Consider the following 18478-nt stretch of genomic DNA (forward strand, 5'->3'; position numbering starts at 1 on the left):
ATTGTGTTTAGAGTACATAATTGGAACCCTTTACATAGATCATTAATTCCGCAACGGTTTTCCTGTTTTCAGCATATGCTGTATCCGCTCCAAAGTTTTCCTTTCCGTGCATAAGGATAAGAACGCTTCCCTTTCCAGGTCCAAAAGATATTGTTCCGTAACCAACGTTGGCTCCGACAAGTCGCCCCCAGCCATTACATAGGCTAATTTGTTGGCAATTTTATGGTCGTGCTCACTTATATAATTACTGTCTTCCATTGCATCTGTACCAACCATGAACATACCCAAAGCTTGTTTCCCTAAAACCCTGACGTCTTTACGTTTAGGGGGTTGGGTATAACCTTGTTCCGCCATTAGTTTCGCATAGCCTTTTGCGGTAGCGATCTGTCTATCTTTATTTACCACGACTATATCCTTTCCTTTTTCAAGTACCCCCATATCAAAGGCTTCATAAGCGGAAGTAGATACTTTGGCCATCCCAATGGTCAAGAAGTATTCTTGTAGAACATTAAGCTCCACATCATTCTTTCTAAAAGTATCCGAAGCTCTTAATGTCATTTCTTTGGAACCACCACCTCCTGGTATAACCCCAACTCCAAATTCCACCAATCCCATATAGGTTTCGGCGGCGGCAACCACCATATCTGCGTGCAAGGACAATTCGCAACCTCCGCCCAAGGCCATGCCGTGTGGAGCAGAAATTGTAGGAATTGCAGAATAGCGCATACGCATCATGGTATCTTGGAACATCTTAATCGCCATATTAAGCTCATCGTATTCCTGTTCCACAGCCATCATAAAAATCATTCCAATATTGGCGCCAACAGAAAAATTTGGAGCCTGATTGCCTACTACCAAACCTTGAAAATCTTTTTCGGCCAAATCAATGGCTTTGTTCAAGCCAGCCAAAACATCACCTCCAATGGTGTTCATTTTGGATTGAAATTCTACATTTAATATACCGTCTCCCAAATCCTCTACAACAACTCCAGAGTTTTTCCATACCTCATTGGATTTTCTAATATTATCCAAAATAATAAAGGAATCCTGGCCAGGTATTTTGACCATGGTCTTTTTGGGGATATCATAATAGTATGTTGCCCCATCTTTAATCTTATAAAACGATTTATTGCCTGAAGCCAGCATTTCGGTAACCCAAGTGGCTGGTATAAAGCCTTCGGCCTTCATCATTTCAATACCCTTCTCAAGCCCTATGGCATCCCATATTTGAAAAGGTCCATGACCCCAAGCAAAACCTGCTTTCATGGCGTCATCTATTTTATATAAATCGTCGGTTATTTCGGGAATCCTATTGGAGGCATATTCAAATAATGATGAAAAGCTCTTTCGGTAAAAGGCGCCAGCTTTATCTTTGCCAGTAACCAACACTTTAAATCGGTCTATTACATTTTCTATGGACTTGGTAAGTTCTAGAGTGGCGAAACTGGCCTTTTTGCTAGGCCTATATTCCATGGTGTTTAGGTCCAACGCCAATATTTCCCGACCTTCTTTCTTATAAAATCCTTGTCCGGTCTTACTTCCAAACCATTTATTATCCATCATTTTTCCAATAAAATCAGGAAGTATAAATTGCTCCTTTCTTTCATCGTCAGTACAGTTTTCCGCAATACCATTGGCTACATGAACCAGTGTGTCCAAGCCCACTACGTCTACGGTGCGGAAGGTAGCCGATTTTGGCCTGCCTATTACTGGTCCGGAAAGTTTATCTATTTCCTCTACGGTAAGGCCCATATCCTTTACGGTATGAAACAGGCTCATTATACTGAAGGTACCTATTCTATTTCCAATAAACGCAGGGGTATCTTTGGCAATCACTGAAGTCTTGCCTAAAAATTGTTCGCCATATCCATTTAAAAAGTCCAATACTTCTGGAGAAGTTTTTGGTCCCGGGATTATTTCAAAAAGTTTTAAATATCGTGCAGGGTTAAAAAAGTGGGTACCGCAGAAATGTTTTTGGAAATCCTCACTTCTACCTTCACTCATAAACTTTATGGGAATTCCGGAAGTGTTGGAGGTAATTAAAGTACCTGGTTTTCTATGCTTATCAAGATTTTCGAATACTATTTTCTTTATATCCAAACGCTCAACGACCACCTCAATGATCCAATCTACTTGTCCTACTTTAGCAATATCGTCCTCAAGATTTCCTGTTGAAATTCTTTGAGCGAATTTTTGATGGTAAATAGGGGAGGGCTTTGATTTTAAAGCTGCTGCCAAAGAATCGTTCACCATTCTATTTCTAACAATTTTATCCTCAAGAGAAAGTCCTTTTGCTTTTTCTTTGTCGTTTAGCTCCCGTGGTACAATATCCAAAAGCAATACTTCCACTCCAATATTGGCAAAATGACAAGCGATACCACTTCCCATAATACCAGAACCAATAACTGCTACTTTTTTAATGTGTTTGTTCATCAATAAAATCGTGTTAACTAGTTTTTTATTCTTAGGTATAAATTTTCTTTTCCGAAATCAATTTGTTGATCACCTCAGCTACCTCAAAAAAGGTGTCTAATTTTTCCAGGGATACATGATTTCTTACTACATCGTTAAAACGCAGTACAGCATCTTTGGAGTCTTTTCTTTTTTCTAGGCCAAAAGCCGTTAAATGGATTAATACACCTCTCCCGTCGTTAGGATTGGGTCTACGTTCTATTAATCCCTTTTCCTCCATACTTTTTAGTATTCGCGATAAACTGGTTGCTTCCATGCCCATTTTTGGGCCAAGAGCTGTTGAGGGAGAACCCGATTTTGGGTCTATGCTTAACAAAGTAAATCCCACAGCCATTGTGCTTTCAAACTTTCTGGCCTCTTCATTGTACATTTTTGTTACCGCTTGCCAAGTAGCTCGTAGCGCGTAATCTATTGTTATGTCGGTCATGCTATTCTGTTGGTTCGTCCAAATATACAAAAATATATTATGCATGCATAGTAAATTTGAAAAAATATATCAGTAGTAAATAAAAACAGCTTCTTGTTACGGAAGCTGTTTACAGATTAAGGGTTAGGATTCCGATTAATGCTCATAGATGTCATTATATAGATTGATATATTTTTCCTTGACAATTTTGCGCTTTAATTTCATAGTAGGAGTAAGGTGTCCTTCATCAATACTCCAGACATCTGGTGTAAGTCTGAATTGTTTTACTTTTTCCCATTTGGCAAAACTTTCATTGGCAGAATCCACTTCCTCCTGGAATCTGGCAATTACTTTTTCGTTTTTAACCATTTTTTGGTTATCACCTACTTCCACATCATGAATTTTCGCCCAGTTACGCACAAATTCGAAATCGGGTTGAATTAAGGCTGCCGGCATTTTCTCCCCTTCACCGACGACCATTATTTGTTCTATAAATCTTGATTGCTTAAATCTGTTCTCCAATAACTGGGGGGCAACGTATTTACCTCCAGAGGTTTTGAACATTTCTTTCTTCCTGTCCGTAATCTTGAGAAATCCATCGGCATCAATCTCGCCTATATCGCCGGTATGAAAATATCCATCCTTAATGACCTCGGCTGTTTTTTCAGCATCCTTGTAATAACCTAACATTACTTGTGGTCCTTTAACACATATCTCACCGTCTTCTGCGATTTTCACTTCGGTACGTTCCAAAAGTTTTCCAACCGTGCCAATTCTAAATCCACCATCCCTCATATCGTTAACCGAAACTACTGGGGAGGTTTCCGTAAGGCCATAACCCTCCATGACGCCAAATTCGGCCGCATTGAAAATTCGTGCCAAGCGTGGCTGCAACGCAGCGCTACCTGAAGCTATTAATGAAAGATTTCCTCCCAGACCTGCTTTCCACTTGCTGAAAATTAATTTTCTGGCTAGGGCTAATTTCTTTTCGTACCACCAACCATTTTGTCCATAAGGTTCGTATTGTAAACCAACTTCAACGGCCCAGAAAAATAATTTCTTTTTTATACCGGTCAATTCTGTTCCCTTGGCGATTATTTTGTCATATACTTTTTCCAACAATCTGGGTACAGCGGTCATTACATGGGGAGAACACTCCTTTAGATTATCACTTATTTTATCCATTGACTCGGCAAAATAGATGGTGACACCGGCGTATTGATACAAATACATCATCATTCTTTCATAAATATGACATACTGGCAAAAAGCTTAAGCAAATAGTATTGCCATAATCTATGGGTAAACGTTTAGTACTTGCAATGGCATTACTAACCACGTTGTCATGCGTTAGCATAACCCCTTTTGGTCGGCCCGTGGTACCGGAAGTATATATTAATGTGGCCAAGTCATGTGGCTTTACCATCTCCTTTAGCTTTTCAACCTCCTTTTGGTTGGAAGTATCTGCGCCCAATTCAAGAATTTCACTCCAATTCTTACAATTACTTAGAACATCAAAAGAGTATACATCTTTTAAATGCGGGGTATTTGCCTTTACCGCATTAACCTTATTAAAAACCTCATCACAAGAAACAAAGACATATTTGGCCTCTGAATGGTTTAGGACATATTCATAATCTTCTTCCGATATGGTAGGGTATATAGGAACGTTTTGTGCCCCTAATTGCAGAATACCTATGTCCATAATATTCCATTCCGTTCTATTGGCCATGGAAATTAGGGCAATTTTATCGTTTGGTTTTACACCAAGCCTCAACAAAGCCCTGCTTACAGCATTAGCCTTGTCTATATATTCTTGGGTGGATGTAGCCACCCACTCTCCATTGTATTTAGTAACCAGTGATTTTTTTAAGTTGAATTTCTCTAATTGGTAGTAAGGAAAATCAAAAAGGCGGGTGATGTCTTGCATATTTTATTTGCTGTTCGTAATCGCAAATTAAGAAAAGGGAACCGTATTTTAAAATCAGATTCGTATAAAACATGTAAAATAATTATTGAGTCCGCATATTCTTTCTTAAATGTGGTAGGCCTAATACTTGGTTTATATGGTTCAAATACCTATTGTATAGATGTTTTAAAATAGTTTTATTTAGAATGGAATTTTTAGATTTATTAAGGATTATTGTTCAATCCTAAGAGCTATACAGTAAATTTTATTAAAATCATATGCCTATGCAAGTTGTCCTTTGCTGAATTATTTCTAAGGTATAATTATGTTGTTTATATTATTTCCGAGGTTACTTAGCTAAGATTTATAGGTTGGAATTTGCAAAATGATTAAGTTCAATCCTTAATACAAATATTAGAAAATTTGTATTTAAGCATTTTTGATATTAAGTAAAGTGTTTAAATATGAATTACATTTAATTTTTAATAACAAATAAACTAAACCAATGAAAAAGCTTTTTGTAACGGCAGTAGTTATTTTTACCATGATTTCCTGTGCCGAAAAAACAAAGATTCCTGTGTATGCATGGACGGGTGGTCCTGGAGAAGCCACAGATCAAGAACTTATGGCAACCTTTAAGAATTATAAGGAGAAAGGGATTGATGGGTTAATGTATAACGGCGGACATAATCCGGAAACGTATAAGCGGGTAGGTAAATTGGTGAAAGACGCAGGAATGGAATTCCATACTTGGGTACCTACTATGGTACAGGGCGATAATCCTAAATTACCAGAAGATTTGTATGCCATAAATAGAAATGGGGAATCAGCTTTTGATAAACCGGCCTATGTACCCTATTACAAGTTTCTTTGCCCTAACAAGGAGGGGTCATTCACTTTTTTGTCGGAACTATATGGGAATATTGCGGCTGTAGAAGAAGTTGATGGAATACACTTGGACTATATTCGTTTCCCCGATGTTATTTTGGCTGAGGGACTTTGGGATAAATATGGACTGGTGATGGACGAGGAATACCCAGTGGCCGATTACTGCTATTGTGATAAATGTGTAGCGGATTTTAAGGAGAAATCAGGAATAGATATAAAGGAGGTAGAAGATCCATCCAAAGTTCAGGAATGGAAGCAGTTTAGATATGATTTAATAACAACTATGGTCAATCGTTTAGCGAAAGTGGTCCATGAAAAAGGTAAAAAGATAAATGCCGCGGTATTTCCTGGTCCCAGCAATGCTATGAAAATGGTGAGACAGGAATGGAATAAATGGGACTTGGACGCCTTCTATCCAATGAATTATAACGATTTCTATTTGAAGAGTCCGGAATGGGTAGGAGAAATAACCAAGGAAGAAGTAGCATCCGTTAATGGCAAAAAGCCTATTTACAGTGGACTTTTTATATGTCCAAACCCAGAGAATAAAACAAAGGAAAATGATCCCGAAAATCACGGGTTGTTACCTTCCGAAATTGAAACGGCAATTAGAGCCTCTATGGAGAACGGTGCCACAGGGATATGTCTTTTTACGCCTGAAAGAATGAAGCCCGAGCATTGGGAAGCTTTTGATAAGGCGATTAATGCGGATTATTCTAAAAAATAAAGAGGTATTTTAGGATACCTTGGCGGTGTCACCATTGCCTTTACATATAAAATCCCTTGGAAGGGAGTTGAGGTCTAAAATGCGTTTAAAGCCATTTTATCCAACTTCTTTCCAAGGGATTTTTGTTGTGCTCTTATAGATGTAGTTTAAACCCTTCATGGGTAGCTTTGAACCCAAAGCTTTCGTAAAATCGAATGGCATCCGGTCTTAGTTTGTTCGAAGTTAATTGCACCATATGAACTCCTTTTTCCTTGGCCCTATGAATAATCCATTGAAACATTTGTTTGCCAATGCCCTTTCCTGTTTCATCTTCATGAACATGGACATTTTCTACAAGACAACGAATACCCCCTTTATAGGTGAGGTATTGGAGGAAACTCAATTGAAAGGAAGCTACAACCTCCCTTTCGGGATTTACTATAACGTAAAGTTCCTGATTTTTATCCTCTTCTATACGGTCAAAAGCATTATAATATTGCTTGGGAAGTGGCTCCTCGTACTTCTCACGTAAGTGGCCCAAGGTATCATTAGCAATCATTTTTATTATAGCTGGAAGGTCTTCCTTGGTAGCTCGTCTAAAAGTCATAATTAGTCATTATTCGTTTCTAGCCATTTGCGGGCATTTACAAATGCCTCCAACCATGGTGAAACCTCATCTTTTCTACCTTCTGGATAATGTGCCCAATTCCATTGGAAAATAGAACGCTCTATATGCGGCATAGTCACCAAATGTCTCCCTGTGGTATCACATAACATGGCGGTATTAAAATCACTGCCGTTAGGATTTGCCGGATACCCTTCATAGCCATAGTTGGCCACTATATTATAATTGTCCTGCGAAAGAGGTAAGTTAAATTTCCCTTCCCCATGGGATATCCAAACACCTAAATTGACGCCTTCCAAGCTTGAAAGCATTACGGATTTGTTCTTTTGAATAACAACAGAGGTAAATCCACTTTCGTGTTTGTGGGAATCATTATAGGTCATTTTTCCGTGTTTCTCATGCTCGGGATTAATCAATTCCAATTCCATAAACAATTGGCAACCGTTACAAATACCAATGGAAAGGGTATCTGGCCTTGCAAAGAAATTCTTCAGTGCTGTATTTGCTTTTTCGTTATATTTAAAAGCTCCAGCCCAACCTTTGGCACTGCCCAATACATCCGAGTTGGAGAAACCACCAACAGCTCCTATAAACTGAATATCCTCCAAGGTCTCTCTACCAGAGATTAAGTCGGTCATATGTACATCCTTAACATCAAAACCGGCAAGGTACATGGCATTGGCCATTTCGCGCTCGGAATTACTACCTTTTTCACGTAGGATTGCCGCTTTTGGACGTGTTGTTGGCTTAGTGGGCAACTTGCCATCAAAATGTGCAGGGAATGTGTAGGCTAAGGGTTGATTTTTATAATTGCTGTACCTTTCTTGGGCCAAGTTGTTGGCAGTTTGCCTTTTGTCAAGAAGGTAGGAAGTTTTAAACCAGGTATCGCGTAGGGAGTTAATGTTCAATCCCATTTCCATACCCTGATTTTTAATGGTCAGCGTAGCAGTTGGGTTTACAGAACCAATTTTGTAAAAATCAATTCCAGCATCGGCCAAAACCTTTTCTACCGAACTGTCCTTGGCCTGAAAAACAATTCCAGCGTTTTCGGAAAACAATAATTTTATAGTATCGGTCTCACCAATGGAAGTCAGGTCCAAAGTGGCACCTAACTCGGTGTCGGCAAAACAAAGTTCTAAAAGGGTCGTAATCAGTCCACCGGAAGCTACATCATGGCCAGCCAGAATCTTCCCGTCAAGGATCAGACCTTGGAACGAATTGAATACAGTCCTAAAATTAACAGCATCATTAATTGTGGGGGCCTCATCACCAATGGTATTCAAGATTTGTGCAAATGAAGATCCTCCTAATTTATAAGTGTCTTTGGAAAGATTAATGTAATATATATCGCCTCCATTTTTTTGTAAAACCGGTTCTACCACCTTGGTGATATCGGAACAGTTACCTGCGGCGGAAATGATAACGGTTCCAGGAGCTATAACCTCAGCATCTTTATAACGTTGTTTCATGGAAAGGGAATCCTTACCTGTTGGGACATTGATTCCCAATGCAATGGCGAAATCCGAAATAGCCTCAACAGCCTCATACAGTCTAGCGTCTTCTCCAGGGTTTTTACATGGCCACATCCAGTTGGCGGAAAGGGATACTGAATCCAAACCGTCCTTTAAGGGAGCCCATACAATATTGGTCAAGGCTTCCGCTATACTGTTTTTGCTACCAGCGGCAGGGTCTATTAATCCAGAAACAGGGGAGTGGCCTATAGAAGTGGCAATTCCTTCCTTTCCTTTATAATCCAGGGCCATGACACCACAATTGTTTAAAGGTAACTGCAGGGGTCCTGCACATTGCTGCTTGGCCACCTTGCCCCCTACACAGCGGTCTACCTTATTGGTAAGCCAGTCTTTGGAAGCCACAGCTTCCAATTGTAAAACTTGGTCCAAATAATCATGGAAGTGTTCTAGGGAATAGGATGGCGCTAAATATTTTCTTGATATTGTGGAATCGTTCATTACAGTTTTTGGAGAACTACCAAACATATCCGATAGTTCAAGATCCATAGGACTTTCTCCTGTAGTGGAAGATTTGAAGGTAAACCGATTATCTCCTGTAACATCACCAACCTCATACATGGGTGATCGTTCCCGATCTGCAATTCGATGCAGCATATCAACATCCTTTTTGCCGATGACCAATCCCATACGCTCTTGGGATTCGTTTCCAATAGTTTCCTTTGCTGATAGCGTAGGGTCCCCAATAGGCAGTTTATCCAAATCTATTTTTCCTCCGGTTTCCTCCACCAATTCCGATAGACAATTCAAATGTCCGCCTGCACCGTGATCGTGTATGGAAACAATAGGGTTATGATCACTTTCTACCATACCCCGAATGGCGTTGGCAGCTCTTTTTTGCATTTCTGGATTAGATCGCTGAATGGCATTGAGTTCTATAGTGGCCCCAAATTCGCCTGTATCGGCACTGGATACTGCGGCACCTCCCATTCCGATTCGATAGTTGTCGCCACCAAGGATTACAATTTTATCACCGGTTTTTGGAGTGTCTTTCAAAGCCTGTTCCGCCTTGCCATAGCCAATTCCTCCGGCCTGCATAATTACCTTGTCATAACCCAATTTTCTACCTTGTCCATTTGCTGAAGATTCAGCCGCTTCATCATGTTCAAAAGTAAGTACTGAACCAGCAATTAAGGGTTGGCCAAATTTGTTACCAAAGTCAGAAGCACCATTGGATGCTTTTATTAAAATATCCATTGGAGTCTGGTACAACCAATTCCTTTCTTTCATGCCCTTTTCCCAAGGTCTGTTCTCTTCCAATCGAGAATAGGCGGTCATATAAACGGCAGTTCCCGCCAAGGGCAATGAACCCTTTCCTCCAGCCAAACGGTCCCTGATTTCACCACCAGCTCCTGTAGCCGCACCATTAAAGGGCTCTACAGTAGTTGGAAAATTATGGGTTTCTGCCTTTAAGGAAATAACGGATTCGAATGATTTTTCCTCGTAATAATCCGGTTTGTCTGCACTTTTAGGGGCAAATTGAATCACTTTAGGACCTTTAACAAAGGCCACGTTGTCCTTATAGGCTGAGACTATTCCTCCAGGGTGTTCTTGTGATGTTTTTTTAATAAGTTTAAAAAGCGATGAAGGCTTTTCAATTCCATCGATTACAAAAGTGCCGTTAAAAATTTTATGTCTGCAGTGTTCGGAGTTTACCTGGCTAAAACCAAATACTTCGGAATCTGTAAGTTTGCGCCCAATTTTTTGGGAAATTTGCTGTAGATAAGTTACCTCTTCTTCATTTAAGGCCAAGCCTTCCTGTTCGTTGTATTTGGCAATATCTTCTATGTCCAAAATAGGAGCTGGCATCACATCAACCTTAAAAATATCTTGTGATAAGCCATTGTATTTTTGTGAAAGCATGGGGTCAAAGTCTTTATCCTCTTTGTCCACCCTTATAAACTCTTCAATTCTTATAATTCCAGAAATACCCATATTTTGGGTTATTTCTGTTGCATTTGTGCTCCATGGAGTAATCATGGCCGCCCTGGGACCAACAAAAAAGGCGTCCAATGACGCCACGTTTAACCTAGGTTGGTTGCCAAACAACCACGTAAGTTTCACACTATCTTCTTGAGATAGGTCGCTTTTGGTCTGTACCGCAAATATCTTAGTGCTAAGGTCTCCAAAGAAATGAATCATCTAATATGTAAATTGTATGGATTATAAAGCTGCAAATTTACGGTTTTAATGTGTAATTTTTAAGTAGAATAGTTAACAGTTTTAGAGGACAATTGTTAATTTCTAGAGGAAGACTATACAGTATGGCCGGTTGGCTTAATTATTATTTGGGTTCTATGTGGATCAATACGTGTCCAATATTGGGAATATCGGAGCGGAGTCTATCTTTGAGTTTATGGGACAGGTCATGTCCTTCCTTTACAGTAATACTTCCGTTTACCAAGGCATGTAGATCTACGTGATATTTTGTGCCCGCTTTTCTAACAAAACATTTTTCAGTTCCTGAAATACCGTCCACTTTTAAGGAAACTTCGCGAATTTCTGCAATGAGTTCGTCATATAGATGTTCGTCCATTATTTCACCAAGTGCAGGTCTAAAGATGAGATAGCCATTATAGAAAATAAATATGGAGGCGGCCAATGCAGCCCAGTCGTCCGCGGTTTCATAACCTTTGCCAAAAATCAACGCAATGGAAATACCAATAAAAGCCATTACCGATGTGATGGCATCACTTCTATGATGCCAGGCATCCGCCTTAAGTGAGGAACTATTGGTTTCTATACTTTTCTTTAATACTACCCGATACGAAATTTCCTTCCATAGAATAATGGCCCCCAAGACTAGTAAGGTCCAGGATTTTGGTGTTTTGTGAGGTGTTAGAATATTTATAATACTCTCATAGGCTATTATGGTAGCTGAGGTAATTAAAAAACCCACCACTAAAAAAGTTATAAGTGGTTCAATCTTACCATGACCGTATGGATGGTTATCATCTGCCGGTCTTTTTGCATATTTAAGTCCAAATAAAACTAGAAGCGAGGAAAAAATATCGGTAGTGGACTCAATGGCATCTGCGATTAAAGCATAGGAATTGCCAAAAAAACCTGCTAGGGCTTTAATTATGGCCAAAACAATATTTCCAACTATGCTAAAATATGTTGTTTTTATGGCCGACTGCTCATTGTTCATGGTATTCCAAAACTGGATAAAAATTTAAAGGTAGTAAACTTATATTGCTTTTTTGGGACGGGAATCTATTATTGTATTTTTCTATTTTTTCGACTAAGCCTTATATATCCTAATACTTTCACCTTTTTTGGTAGCATTATTTAGTATAGTTAATTGTATATTACGTATTGTAATATGTACTAATCAATTATTTATTTTACAATGGCAAAGGAATATGTAGATCTCGCAACTTTAAAATTCTTATTATATCAGGTTCACGAGGTGGAAGAACTGCTTTCAACTGAACGTTATAAGGATTATGACAAAAATTCATTAGATCTTTTTTTAAATTCTATTAAGGAATTTTCCGATCGCGAATTGTTCCCTTTTATCAAGGAGATGGATGAAACACCGGCAAAGTTCAAGAATGGCACTGTAATGGTCCATAAGCAAGTGGATGTAATGATGAAAAAAGGAGGGGAAATGGGTATTATTGCTGGTCCTTTTGATTATGGTGTTGGAGGCATGCAATTACCGTTTGTCATACATACGGCCTCAGCCTATATTCAAGAGGCAGCAAACAATCATTTACCAGGATATACTGGTTTAACCCAAGGAGCAGCGGAGCTAATAGTGCATTTTGCCAATGATGAACTTAAAGAAACGTTTGTCCCAAAAATGCTTTCGGGTGCTTGGGGTGGAACTATGTGCCTTACCGAACCACAAGCAGGAAGTTCCTTATCAGATATAACTACCAAAGCAACTCCAACAGAAGAAGGCTATTTTAAGATATCAGGACAAAAAATATTTATTTCAGGTGGGGATCATCAATATGCCGAAAACATCGTGCATTTGTTGCTGGCCAGAATTGAAGGAGCGCCGTCCGGTACTAAGGGTATATCTTTATTTGTTGTTCCAAAATTTAGGGTAGAGGCTGATGGTAGTTTAAAAAAGAACGATGTTATGACCGTGGCCGATTTTCAAAAAATGGGACAACGTGGATACTCCACTACACATCTAGGATTTGGTGATAAGGACGATTGTCATGGCTGGTTGGTAGGTAAGGCTCATAAGGGATTAAAATATATGTTCTTAATGATGAACAGTGCCCGGATTAGTGTCGGGCGTGGCGGTGCCGCTATAAGCATGGCCGCTTATCAAGCCTCATTGGAATATGCCAATGAACGGCCCCAAGGACGAAAACTTTCCAGTGATGGAAAAAAGGATCCCGATGAAAAACCCTGCTTAATTATTGAACATCCAGATGTAAGGCGCATGCTATTATTGCAAAAAGCGATTGCCGAAGGTTCATTGAGTTTGGTCCTATTGGCCGCCAAATATTATGATATTATACAATCTACCAAGGACCCTGAAGTTAAGGAAAAGTATGGTCTATTATTGGAAATGGTTATTCCGATGGTAAAAACTTATCCTACTGAGGCAGGGTCTGAGGCTGTGAGCAATGGTTTACAGGTATTGGGGGGATATGGATTCTGTACCGATTTTATACTACAGCAATATTATAGGGATATTAGGATATTTAGTATTTATGAAGGTACTACGGGTATACAGTCCCAAGACCTTTTGGGAAGAAAAGTTCCTATGGAGAATGGTAAGGCTTTAGAATTGTTATTAACGGAAGTATTGAATACCATAACCAAGGCAATGGAATTTGAGGAATTGAATCCATCGGCCAGAATATTGGGAGACAAGATTAAGTTGACGAGAGAAGTTTTGGACTTTTTGATGCCTTTTGCCAAAAAAGGGAATTACGAGCGTTATTTGTCCGATGCAAATTTATTTATGGAATTTTTAAGTCACTTGGTAATAGGCTGGTTATGGCTAGATATGGCTTTACATGCACAACGAAACCTCCAGGAGGGGGGGCAAGCCCATTCAAAAACCTTTTACGAAAGCAAGGTCCATACTATGAAATTCTATTTTAAGTACGAGTTGCCTAAAACGAGTAGCTTGGCAGAATCGTTGATGCATCCAGATGTGCTGACCATAAATTCAAGGAAAGAGGTCTTTTAAAAATTAATTTATTGCACAATGGAGTAGGGTTATTGTGGGTTTGATTGTTCTATATACAAACAGTGTTAAAAATCACGGTTCAAATAAAACAATTAAATTATGAAAAGATTACAATTTTTAAGTTTGGCAGTTCTGCTTTTAACCGCTACCGGAACAATAGCCCAGGAATTAGAATCTACGGAGCAGGAAAAGATTTCCTATTATGAACAAAGGGCCAAGGAAGATGCGCAATTTGAGCAATCACAGGAATTGGCAGAACAAGAGGAAGAGGAATTCTGGGAATCACAAAAGGAATATGAAAGTCGATTAAAGAAAAGAAATAAGAGAGCATATAGGGCTTATATGAAGGGTAAGAAGGATGCCTATGCAGAACATCGAGGTCATTGTGATACCCATTGTCACCACAGTGAACAGTATCATGCCCATGCCAGTTTCTACTATTACAACAACGATCCCTATCGGTATAGAAATTACAATCGGGGAACTACAATTCGCACAGGAATAGGGGTTCGTGCCCCTAGTGTTAGAATAGGATTATAGGTTAAAATGTAAAGAGGCTGCCCAATGCTATGGGCAGCCTCTTTTTTGTGGTGTTTTTTTGGTAAACTAAGCTGGACTTTTCTCCAATAGAGCCATGTAAAAACCGTCAAAACCAGTTTTACAAGCATAAATATTGTCATCCTTGATCAAAGTGAAATCTTTACCAGCTTCCGAACCTAAGAATTTCTTTACTTGCTGAATATTCTCCTGTGGCAATATGGAACATGTGGCATAAACCAATTTCCCACCAGGTTTTACAATGCGACTGTAATCTTGAAGGATTTCTTGTTGGGTGACCATAATTTTATCTAAAAAATCAGGTTGTAATTTCCATTTGGCATCCGGGTTTCTTTTTAGAACGCCCAATCCTGTGCATGGGGCATCTATTAGAACTCTATCCGCGGAGTCGTATAGTTTTTTGATGACTTTGGTAGATTCTATAACTCTTGTTTCCACGTTATGGGCACCATCGCGTTTGGCTCTTCGCTTTAATTCTTTGAGTTTGTTTCCATATATATCCAAGGCGATCAGCTGGCCTTTATTTTCCATAAGTGCTGCTAAATGCAAAGATTTACCGCCAGCACCGGCACAGGTATCAACCACACGTTGGCCCGGTTTAATGTCTAAATAAGGTGCTACCAGTTGTGAAGAGGCATCCTGTACCTCGAACCAGCCTTTCTTAAAGGGCTCGGTTATAAATACATTTGAACGTTCCTTCAGGCGCAAGGCATCTGGATATCCTTTTATGGATTCTGTTTCCACTCCTGCCTCATTCAGGGCACTGCTTAGATTATCCTTAGTTGTTTTTAAAGTATTCGTCCTAAGGATAACTTCGGCCTGTTCATTAAGAGCATGAATTTCCTTGGTCCAGAGCGCTTCACCCAATGACTTGGCACATAGTTCGTCTATCCAATCCGGAATAGATTCCTTGTATTTACGAATTTTGGAGAGTTCATCAAATTTCCCTTTGATCCTTCTTTCAGGAGTAGGTTCTAACTGTTTCCAATCTGGTAGTTTAATACCCTTAAGAACGGCCCAAACGGCAAACATTCTAAATAGGTTGGGTCTACTATATGGTGCTTTTACTTCGGCTATCTCAGAATACAATCGCTTCCAACGGACCATTTCATAAGTGGTTTCCGCAATAAAACCTCTATCCCTAGCACCCCATCGCTTGTCATATTTTAATACTTTCTCTACTACTTTATCCGCGTATTCACCTTCATTAAATATAAAATTTAACGCATCAACAACCGCAAACACTAGATTTCTATGTAATCGCATTTTTAAAAATTAAGATTGCAAAGGTATTGTATTAGAACCTATTCCTATTATTTTTGGTGAAAATTATAAACATGCGAAACTATTTGGTGATCCTTGTGCTATTTCTCTTAGGTTCCTGTTCTGAAAAGGAAGGGTCAAGGAAGATTAATACCGTGGAAATAGAGACTATTTATACTGATTCATTGAGTTTTAGGGCTATCCAAATTATGGATGGCGGTAATATGGCATTCGCAGCGGACAGGGGAGCTTTTGGATTGGTGGACCTTAGGACGAATAAAGTGCGAGTGAATACCCAAAAATATGATAGTATTTTTCCTGAATTCAGGGCAATTGCGCAAAACGCTGCCGATTTCTTTATGCTTTCCGTGGGTAATCCTGCCTTATTATATAAGACGGGGGATACCGGTGAAATGGTATTGGTGTACAAAGAAGAGGATGAAAAGGTATTCTATGATGCCATGACCTTTTGGAACAATAAGGAAGGAATCGCCGTAGGGGACAGTATGAATGGGTGTCTTTCAATAATAATTACTAGGGATGGAGGTAATACATGGAATAAATTGCCTTGTTCTTCCTTACCTAAATCGGAAGATGGGGAAGGCGCTTTTGCGGCAAGTAATACTAATATAAAGGTGCTGGGCAATAAAGCATGGATAGCCACTACAAATGGAAATGTTTATTACTCGCATGACAAAGGATTTACCTGGGCGGTGATAAAAACTCCAATTGAAAGTTCGGAACCAACTCAAGGAATATACTCCATTGATTTTTATGACGAAAATTTAGGTGTTGTCTTCGGTGGAGACTATACCAAGCCAAAAATTAAGTCGGCCAACAAAGCAATAACAGTAGATGGTGGAAAAACATGGAAGTTGGTCGCCAATGGCGAACTTCCTGATTATAGAAGCTGTGTGCAATTTGTGCCAAATTCAAAAGGCAAATCCCTTATAGCCCTAGGCTTTAATGGTATAGCCTATTCCCATGATACAGGTCAGACATGGGAACAACTTTCAAATGAGTCTTTTTATACCTTGAGGTTTCTGAACGATTCCATTGCCTATGCGGCGGGCAAGGACAGAATTGCAAAACTAATTTTTCATTAGTTGCAGACATGGCCATTTTTGAACGTACAAGCAATTCCATTGACCTAAAGGCACATTTATTTATCCCCTCTTTTCTGACGATATTGCCTTATTAAATGTCGTTTGAACTCTTCTTCTGACCGCATCAGCAATATGGTCTTTTTTGCCGAAATGGTCTTGGATATTTTTTCGATATAAGATTTTTCCGCCCTGTATTTTTCTTCCTCCAACTTCTGCATACGAATAAGGAGTTCACTAGCCTGTGAATCCGAAAGGGCATCCAGTTTTTTAATATCGGACCCTATTTCAAAACGTTCTACTCTATAAAAACCCTCTTTTTTAGACTGGTGTTCGTTGTATAGGGGCCAAAAACTTTGGGCTTCCTTGGGCGTAAGTTCCAATTTTTCCGTAATGAACGCTACTTTCAGGGATTTTATCTTTTCCCAATCCTGTTTTTCTTGGGAACTTACTGATATGGTAGCCATCAGGAATAAAAGTGGCGCTAGTATTTTTAATTTTTTATTCATCATTGTGCAAATTTAATTCTTCAAAATCTTCCACATGGGAATTCAAGTAGTCTATAATATTATCATTATCCAATCTATTTTCCAAGATATCGTTGAGGTCCAAATCATTTAAAGGAAGTATTTCGGCCAAATCATAGGAGGATAGCTCCATGTCATTATATTCGAAATATTCTTCTATATCCGAATTAGCCAAATCCGAATAGGACAGTACTTTGCTGCCATTGAATTGAATTCCAATGAATAGAAGAACTATTGCTGCAACGGACGCAACTGCATAAAAATGCTTTTTATAGGACTTGAGTGAAATTATTTTTGTCTCCACTGGTTCGTTTTCCAGTTTCTGAAATATTTTAGTGTTTAGATTCTCAAAATAACCTTCAGGAACTTTAAATCCTGGACTGGTAGACATAGTGGATTTCTCCTTGTGAATCTTATCCATGATATTGCCAGAAAGGGTATCGAAATAGCCATCCGGGACTTTAAAACTGTTATTCTTATTTATTTTATTCATTTCAATAGTTTGACCTTGAACATTATGAAAGGTTTAATTTTCTTTTAAAAAAGCTTCAATTTTTTTTGAAGCCAAGTGATAGGAAGCTTTTAACCCACCAACAGTAGTCTCAAGAATCTCTGAAATTTCTTCATACTTCAATTCCTGAAAATACTTCATATTGAAGATTAATTTTTGTTTTTCAGGTAAGGTTGCAATTGCCGATTGTAATTTAAGTTGAAACTCATCGCCTTCAAAATAGACATCCGCCCGTAAATCCGCAACGGTTTTATTGTATAATTGCTCGTTGCTTACCTTAAGTTTTTGCGATTTGGATTTTAAAAAGGATAAGGCTTCATTAGTAGCTATTCTGTACATCCAAGAATAAAGTTTGCTATCCCCTTTAAAGCCATCAATATTGCGGAACACCTTTATAAAAGTATTTTGCACAACATCATCTGTATCTTCATGGTTTAAAACAATTCTTCTAATATGCCAATAAAGTCTTTCCTTGTAGGTGTTTACCAACACCTCAAAAGCCTTCGCCTGATGGTCTTTATGTTTTAATTGTATTACTAGAGTTTCTTCCGCAATCAACATGTTGTACTTAAGTTCAAACATTGGACTATAAAAATTGCATAAGGTTTATTTGCAACTTCATTAATTTTCTGTATCTGATAACTAAGGTAATTAAGTTTATTCACTATTCTAATTTTCTTAATCGAGGGAAATATACACTACTCCCCATCTGTAAGACAGCTTAAAGGTATTCCTTAGTTTATCATGATGCCATTTTTTTAGCATTATAAATTTGATCGGGCGGCACTTTTCCTATTTCGGTATGCCTTCTTTTGGTA

The 18478-nt window shown here is 38.8% G+C and carries 14 protein-coding genes; 4 read left to right on the forward strand and 10 right to left on the reverse strand.

The window, feature by feature from the left end:
* Positions 1-42: 42 nt before the first annotated feature.
* The 3 genes from CWD90_RS09510 to CWD90_RS09520 all read right to left on the reverse strand — a co-directional run bounded on the left by CWD90_RS09510 (position 43) and on the right by CWD90_RS09520 (position 4807).
* Entirely contained in the window at positions 43-2433 is a 2391-nt protein-coding gene (locus CWD90_RS09510) for a 3-hydroxyacyl-CoA dehydrogenase/enoyl-CoA hydratase family protein (RefSeq protein WP_103475720.1), read from the reverse strand.
* Positions 2434-2464: 31 nt separating this feature from the next.
* Positions 2465-2899, reverse strand: a complete 435-nt coding sequence (locus tag CWD90_RS09515; protein ID WP_103475721.1) for a MarR family winged helix-turn-helix transcriptional regulator — start codon at positions 2897-2899, stop codon at positions 2465-2467.
* Between the two features lie 135 nt (positions 2900-3034).
* Complete coding sequence (locus CWD90_RS09520; protein WP_103475722.1) at positions 3035-4807, reverse strand: AMP-dependent synthetase/ligase; 1773 nt, start codon at positions 4805-4807, stop codon at positions 3035-3037.
* 484 nt (positions 4808-5291) lie between these two features.
* On the opposite strand from CWD90_RS09520, the gene CWD90_RS09525 reads away from it, so the two are divergent.
* Positions 5292-6401: a glycoside hydrolase family 10 protein gene (locus tag CWD90_RS09525; RefSeq protein ID WP_103475723.1), complete on the forward strand. Its 1110-nt coding sequence runs from the start codon at positions 5292-5294 to the stop codon at positions 6399-6401.
* A gap of 133 nt (positions 6402-6534) precedes the next feature.
* Here CWD90_RS09525 and CWD90_RS09530 read toward each other — a convergent pair whose 3' ends face one another.
* The 3 genes from CWD90_RS09530 to CWD90_RS09540 all read right to left on the reverse strand — a co-directional run bounded on the left by CWD90_RS09530 (position 6535) and on the right by CWD90_RS09540 (position 11685).
* Positions 6535-6987, reverse strand: a complete 453-nt coding sequence (locus CWD90_RS09530; RefSeq protein WP_103475724.1) for a GNAT family N-acetyltransferase — start codon at positions 6985-6987, stop codon at positions 6535-6537.
* 2 nt (positions 6988-6989) lie between these two features.
* Complete coding sequence (gene purL, locus CWD90_RS09535) at positions 6990-10676, reverse strand: phosphoribosylformylglycinamidine synthase (protein ID WP_103475725.1); 3687 nt, start codon at positions 10674-10676, stop codon at positions 6990-6992.
* A gap of 142 nt (positions 10677-10818) precedes the next feature.
* Positions 10819-11685 (reverse strand): cation diffusion facilitator family transporter, encoded by an 867-nt coding sequence (locus CWD90_RS09540; protein ID WP_103475726.1) that lies wholly within the window; start codon positions 11683-11685, stop codon positions 10819-10821.
* Between the two features lie 201 nt (positions 11686-11886).
* Here CWD90_RS09540 and CWD90_RS09545 point away from each other — a divergent pair, with 201 nt between their 5' ends.
* Together CWD90_RS09545 and CWD90_RS09550 are read left to right on the forward strand one after the other, a co-directional pair.
* The gene (locus tag CWD90_RS09545) at positions 11887-13698 is read left to right on the forward strand and encodes an acyl-CoA dehydrogenase (RefSeq protein WP_103475727.1); all 1812 of its coding nucleotides are present in this window, start codon (positions 11887-11889) and stop codon (positions 13696-13698) included.
* Between the two features lie 99 nt (positions 13699-13797).
* On the forward strand, positions 13798-14238 hold the full coding sequence (locus CWD90_RS09550) for a hypothetical protein (protein WP_103475728.1): 441 nt from the start codon (positions 13798-13800) through the stop codon (positions 14236-14238).
* A 66-nt stretch (positions 14239-14304) separates the two neighbouring features.
* On the opposite strand, the gene CWD90_RS09555 is transcribed toward CWD90_RS09550, so the two are convergent.
* Positions 14305-15522 (reverse strand): RsmB/NOP family class I SAM-dependent RNA methyltransferase, encoded by a 1218-nt coding sequence (locus tag CWD90_RS09555; RefSeq protein ID WP_103475729.1) that lies wholly within the window; start codon positions 15520-15522, stop codon positions 14305-14307.
* Positions 15523-15593: 71 nt separating this feature from the next.
* On the opposite strand from CWD90_RS09555, the gene CWD90_RS09560 reads away from it, so the two are divergent.
* The gene (locus CWD90_RS09560; protein WP_103475730.1) at positions 15594-16625 is read left to right on the forward strand and encodes a WD40/YVTN/BNR-like repeat-containing protein; all 1032 of its coding nucleotides are present in this window, start codon (positions 15594-15596) and stop codon (positions 16623-16625) included.
* A 56-nt stretch (positions 16626-16681) separates the two neighbouring features.
* On the opposite strand, the gene CWD90_RS09565 is transcribed toward CWD90_RS09560, so the two are convergent.
* Genes CWD90_RS09565 through CWD90_RS09575 form a run of 3 tightly spaced genes read right to left on the reverse strand, consistent with a single transcriptional unit; the run spans position 16682 to position 18218 of the window.
* On the reverse strand, positions 16682-17134 hold the full coding sequence (locus CWD90_RS09565) for a hypothetical protein (protein WP_157941186.1): 453 nt from the start codon (positions 17132-17134) through the stop codon (positions 16682-16684).
* Positions 17124-17642, reverse strand: a complete 519-nt coding sequence (locus tag CWD90_RS09570) for a hypothetical protein (RefSeq protein ID WP_103475732.1) — start codon at positions 17640-17642, stop codon at positions 17124-17126. Before CWD90_RS09570 ends, CWD90_RS09565 begins: the two co-directional genes overlap by 11 nt.
* A 33-nt stretch (positions 17643-17675) precedes the next feature.
* On the reverse strand, positions 17676-18218 hold the full coding sequence (locus CWD90_RS09575; RefSeq protein ID WP_103475737.1) for an RNA polymerase sigma factor: 543 nt from the start codon (positions 18216-18218) through the stop codon (positions 17676-17678).
* Between the last annotated feature and the right edge of the window lie 260 nt (positions 18219-18478).

The organism is Arenibacter catalasegens (genome assembly GCF_002909235.1).
Lineage (GTDB): Bacteria > Bacteroidota > Bacteroidia > Flavobacteriales > Flavobacteriaceae > Arenibacter > Arenibacter catalasegens.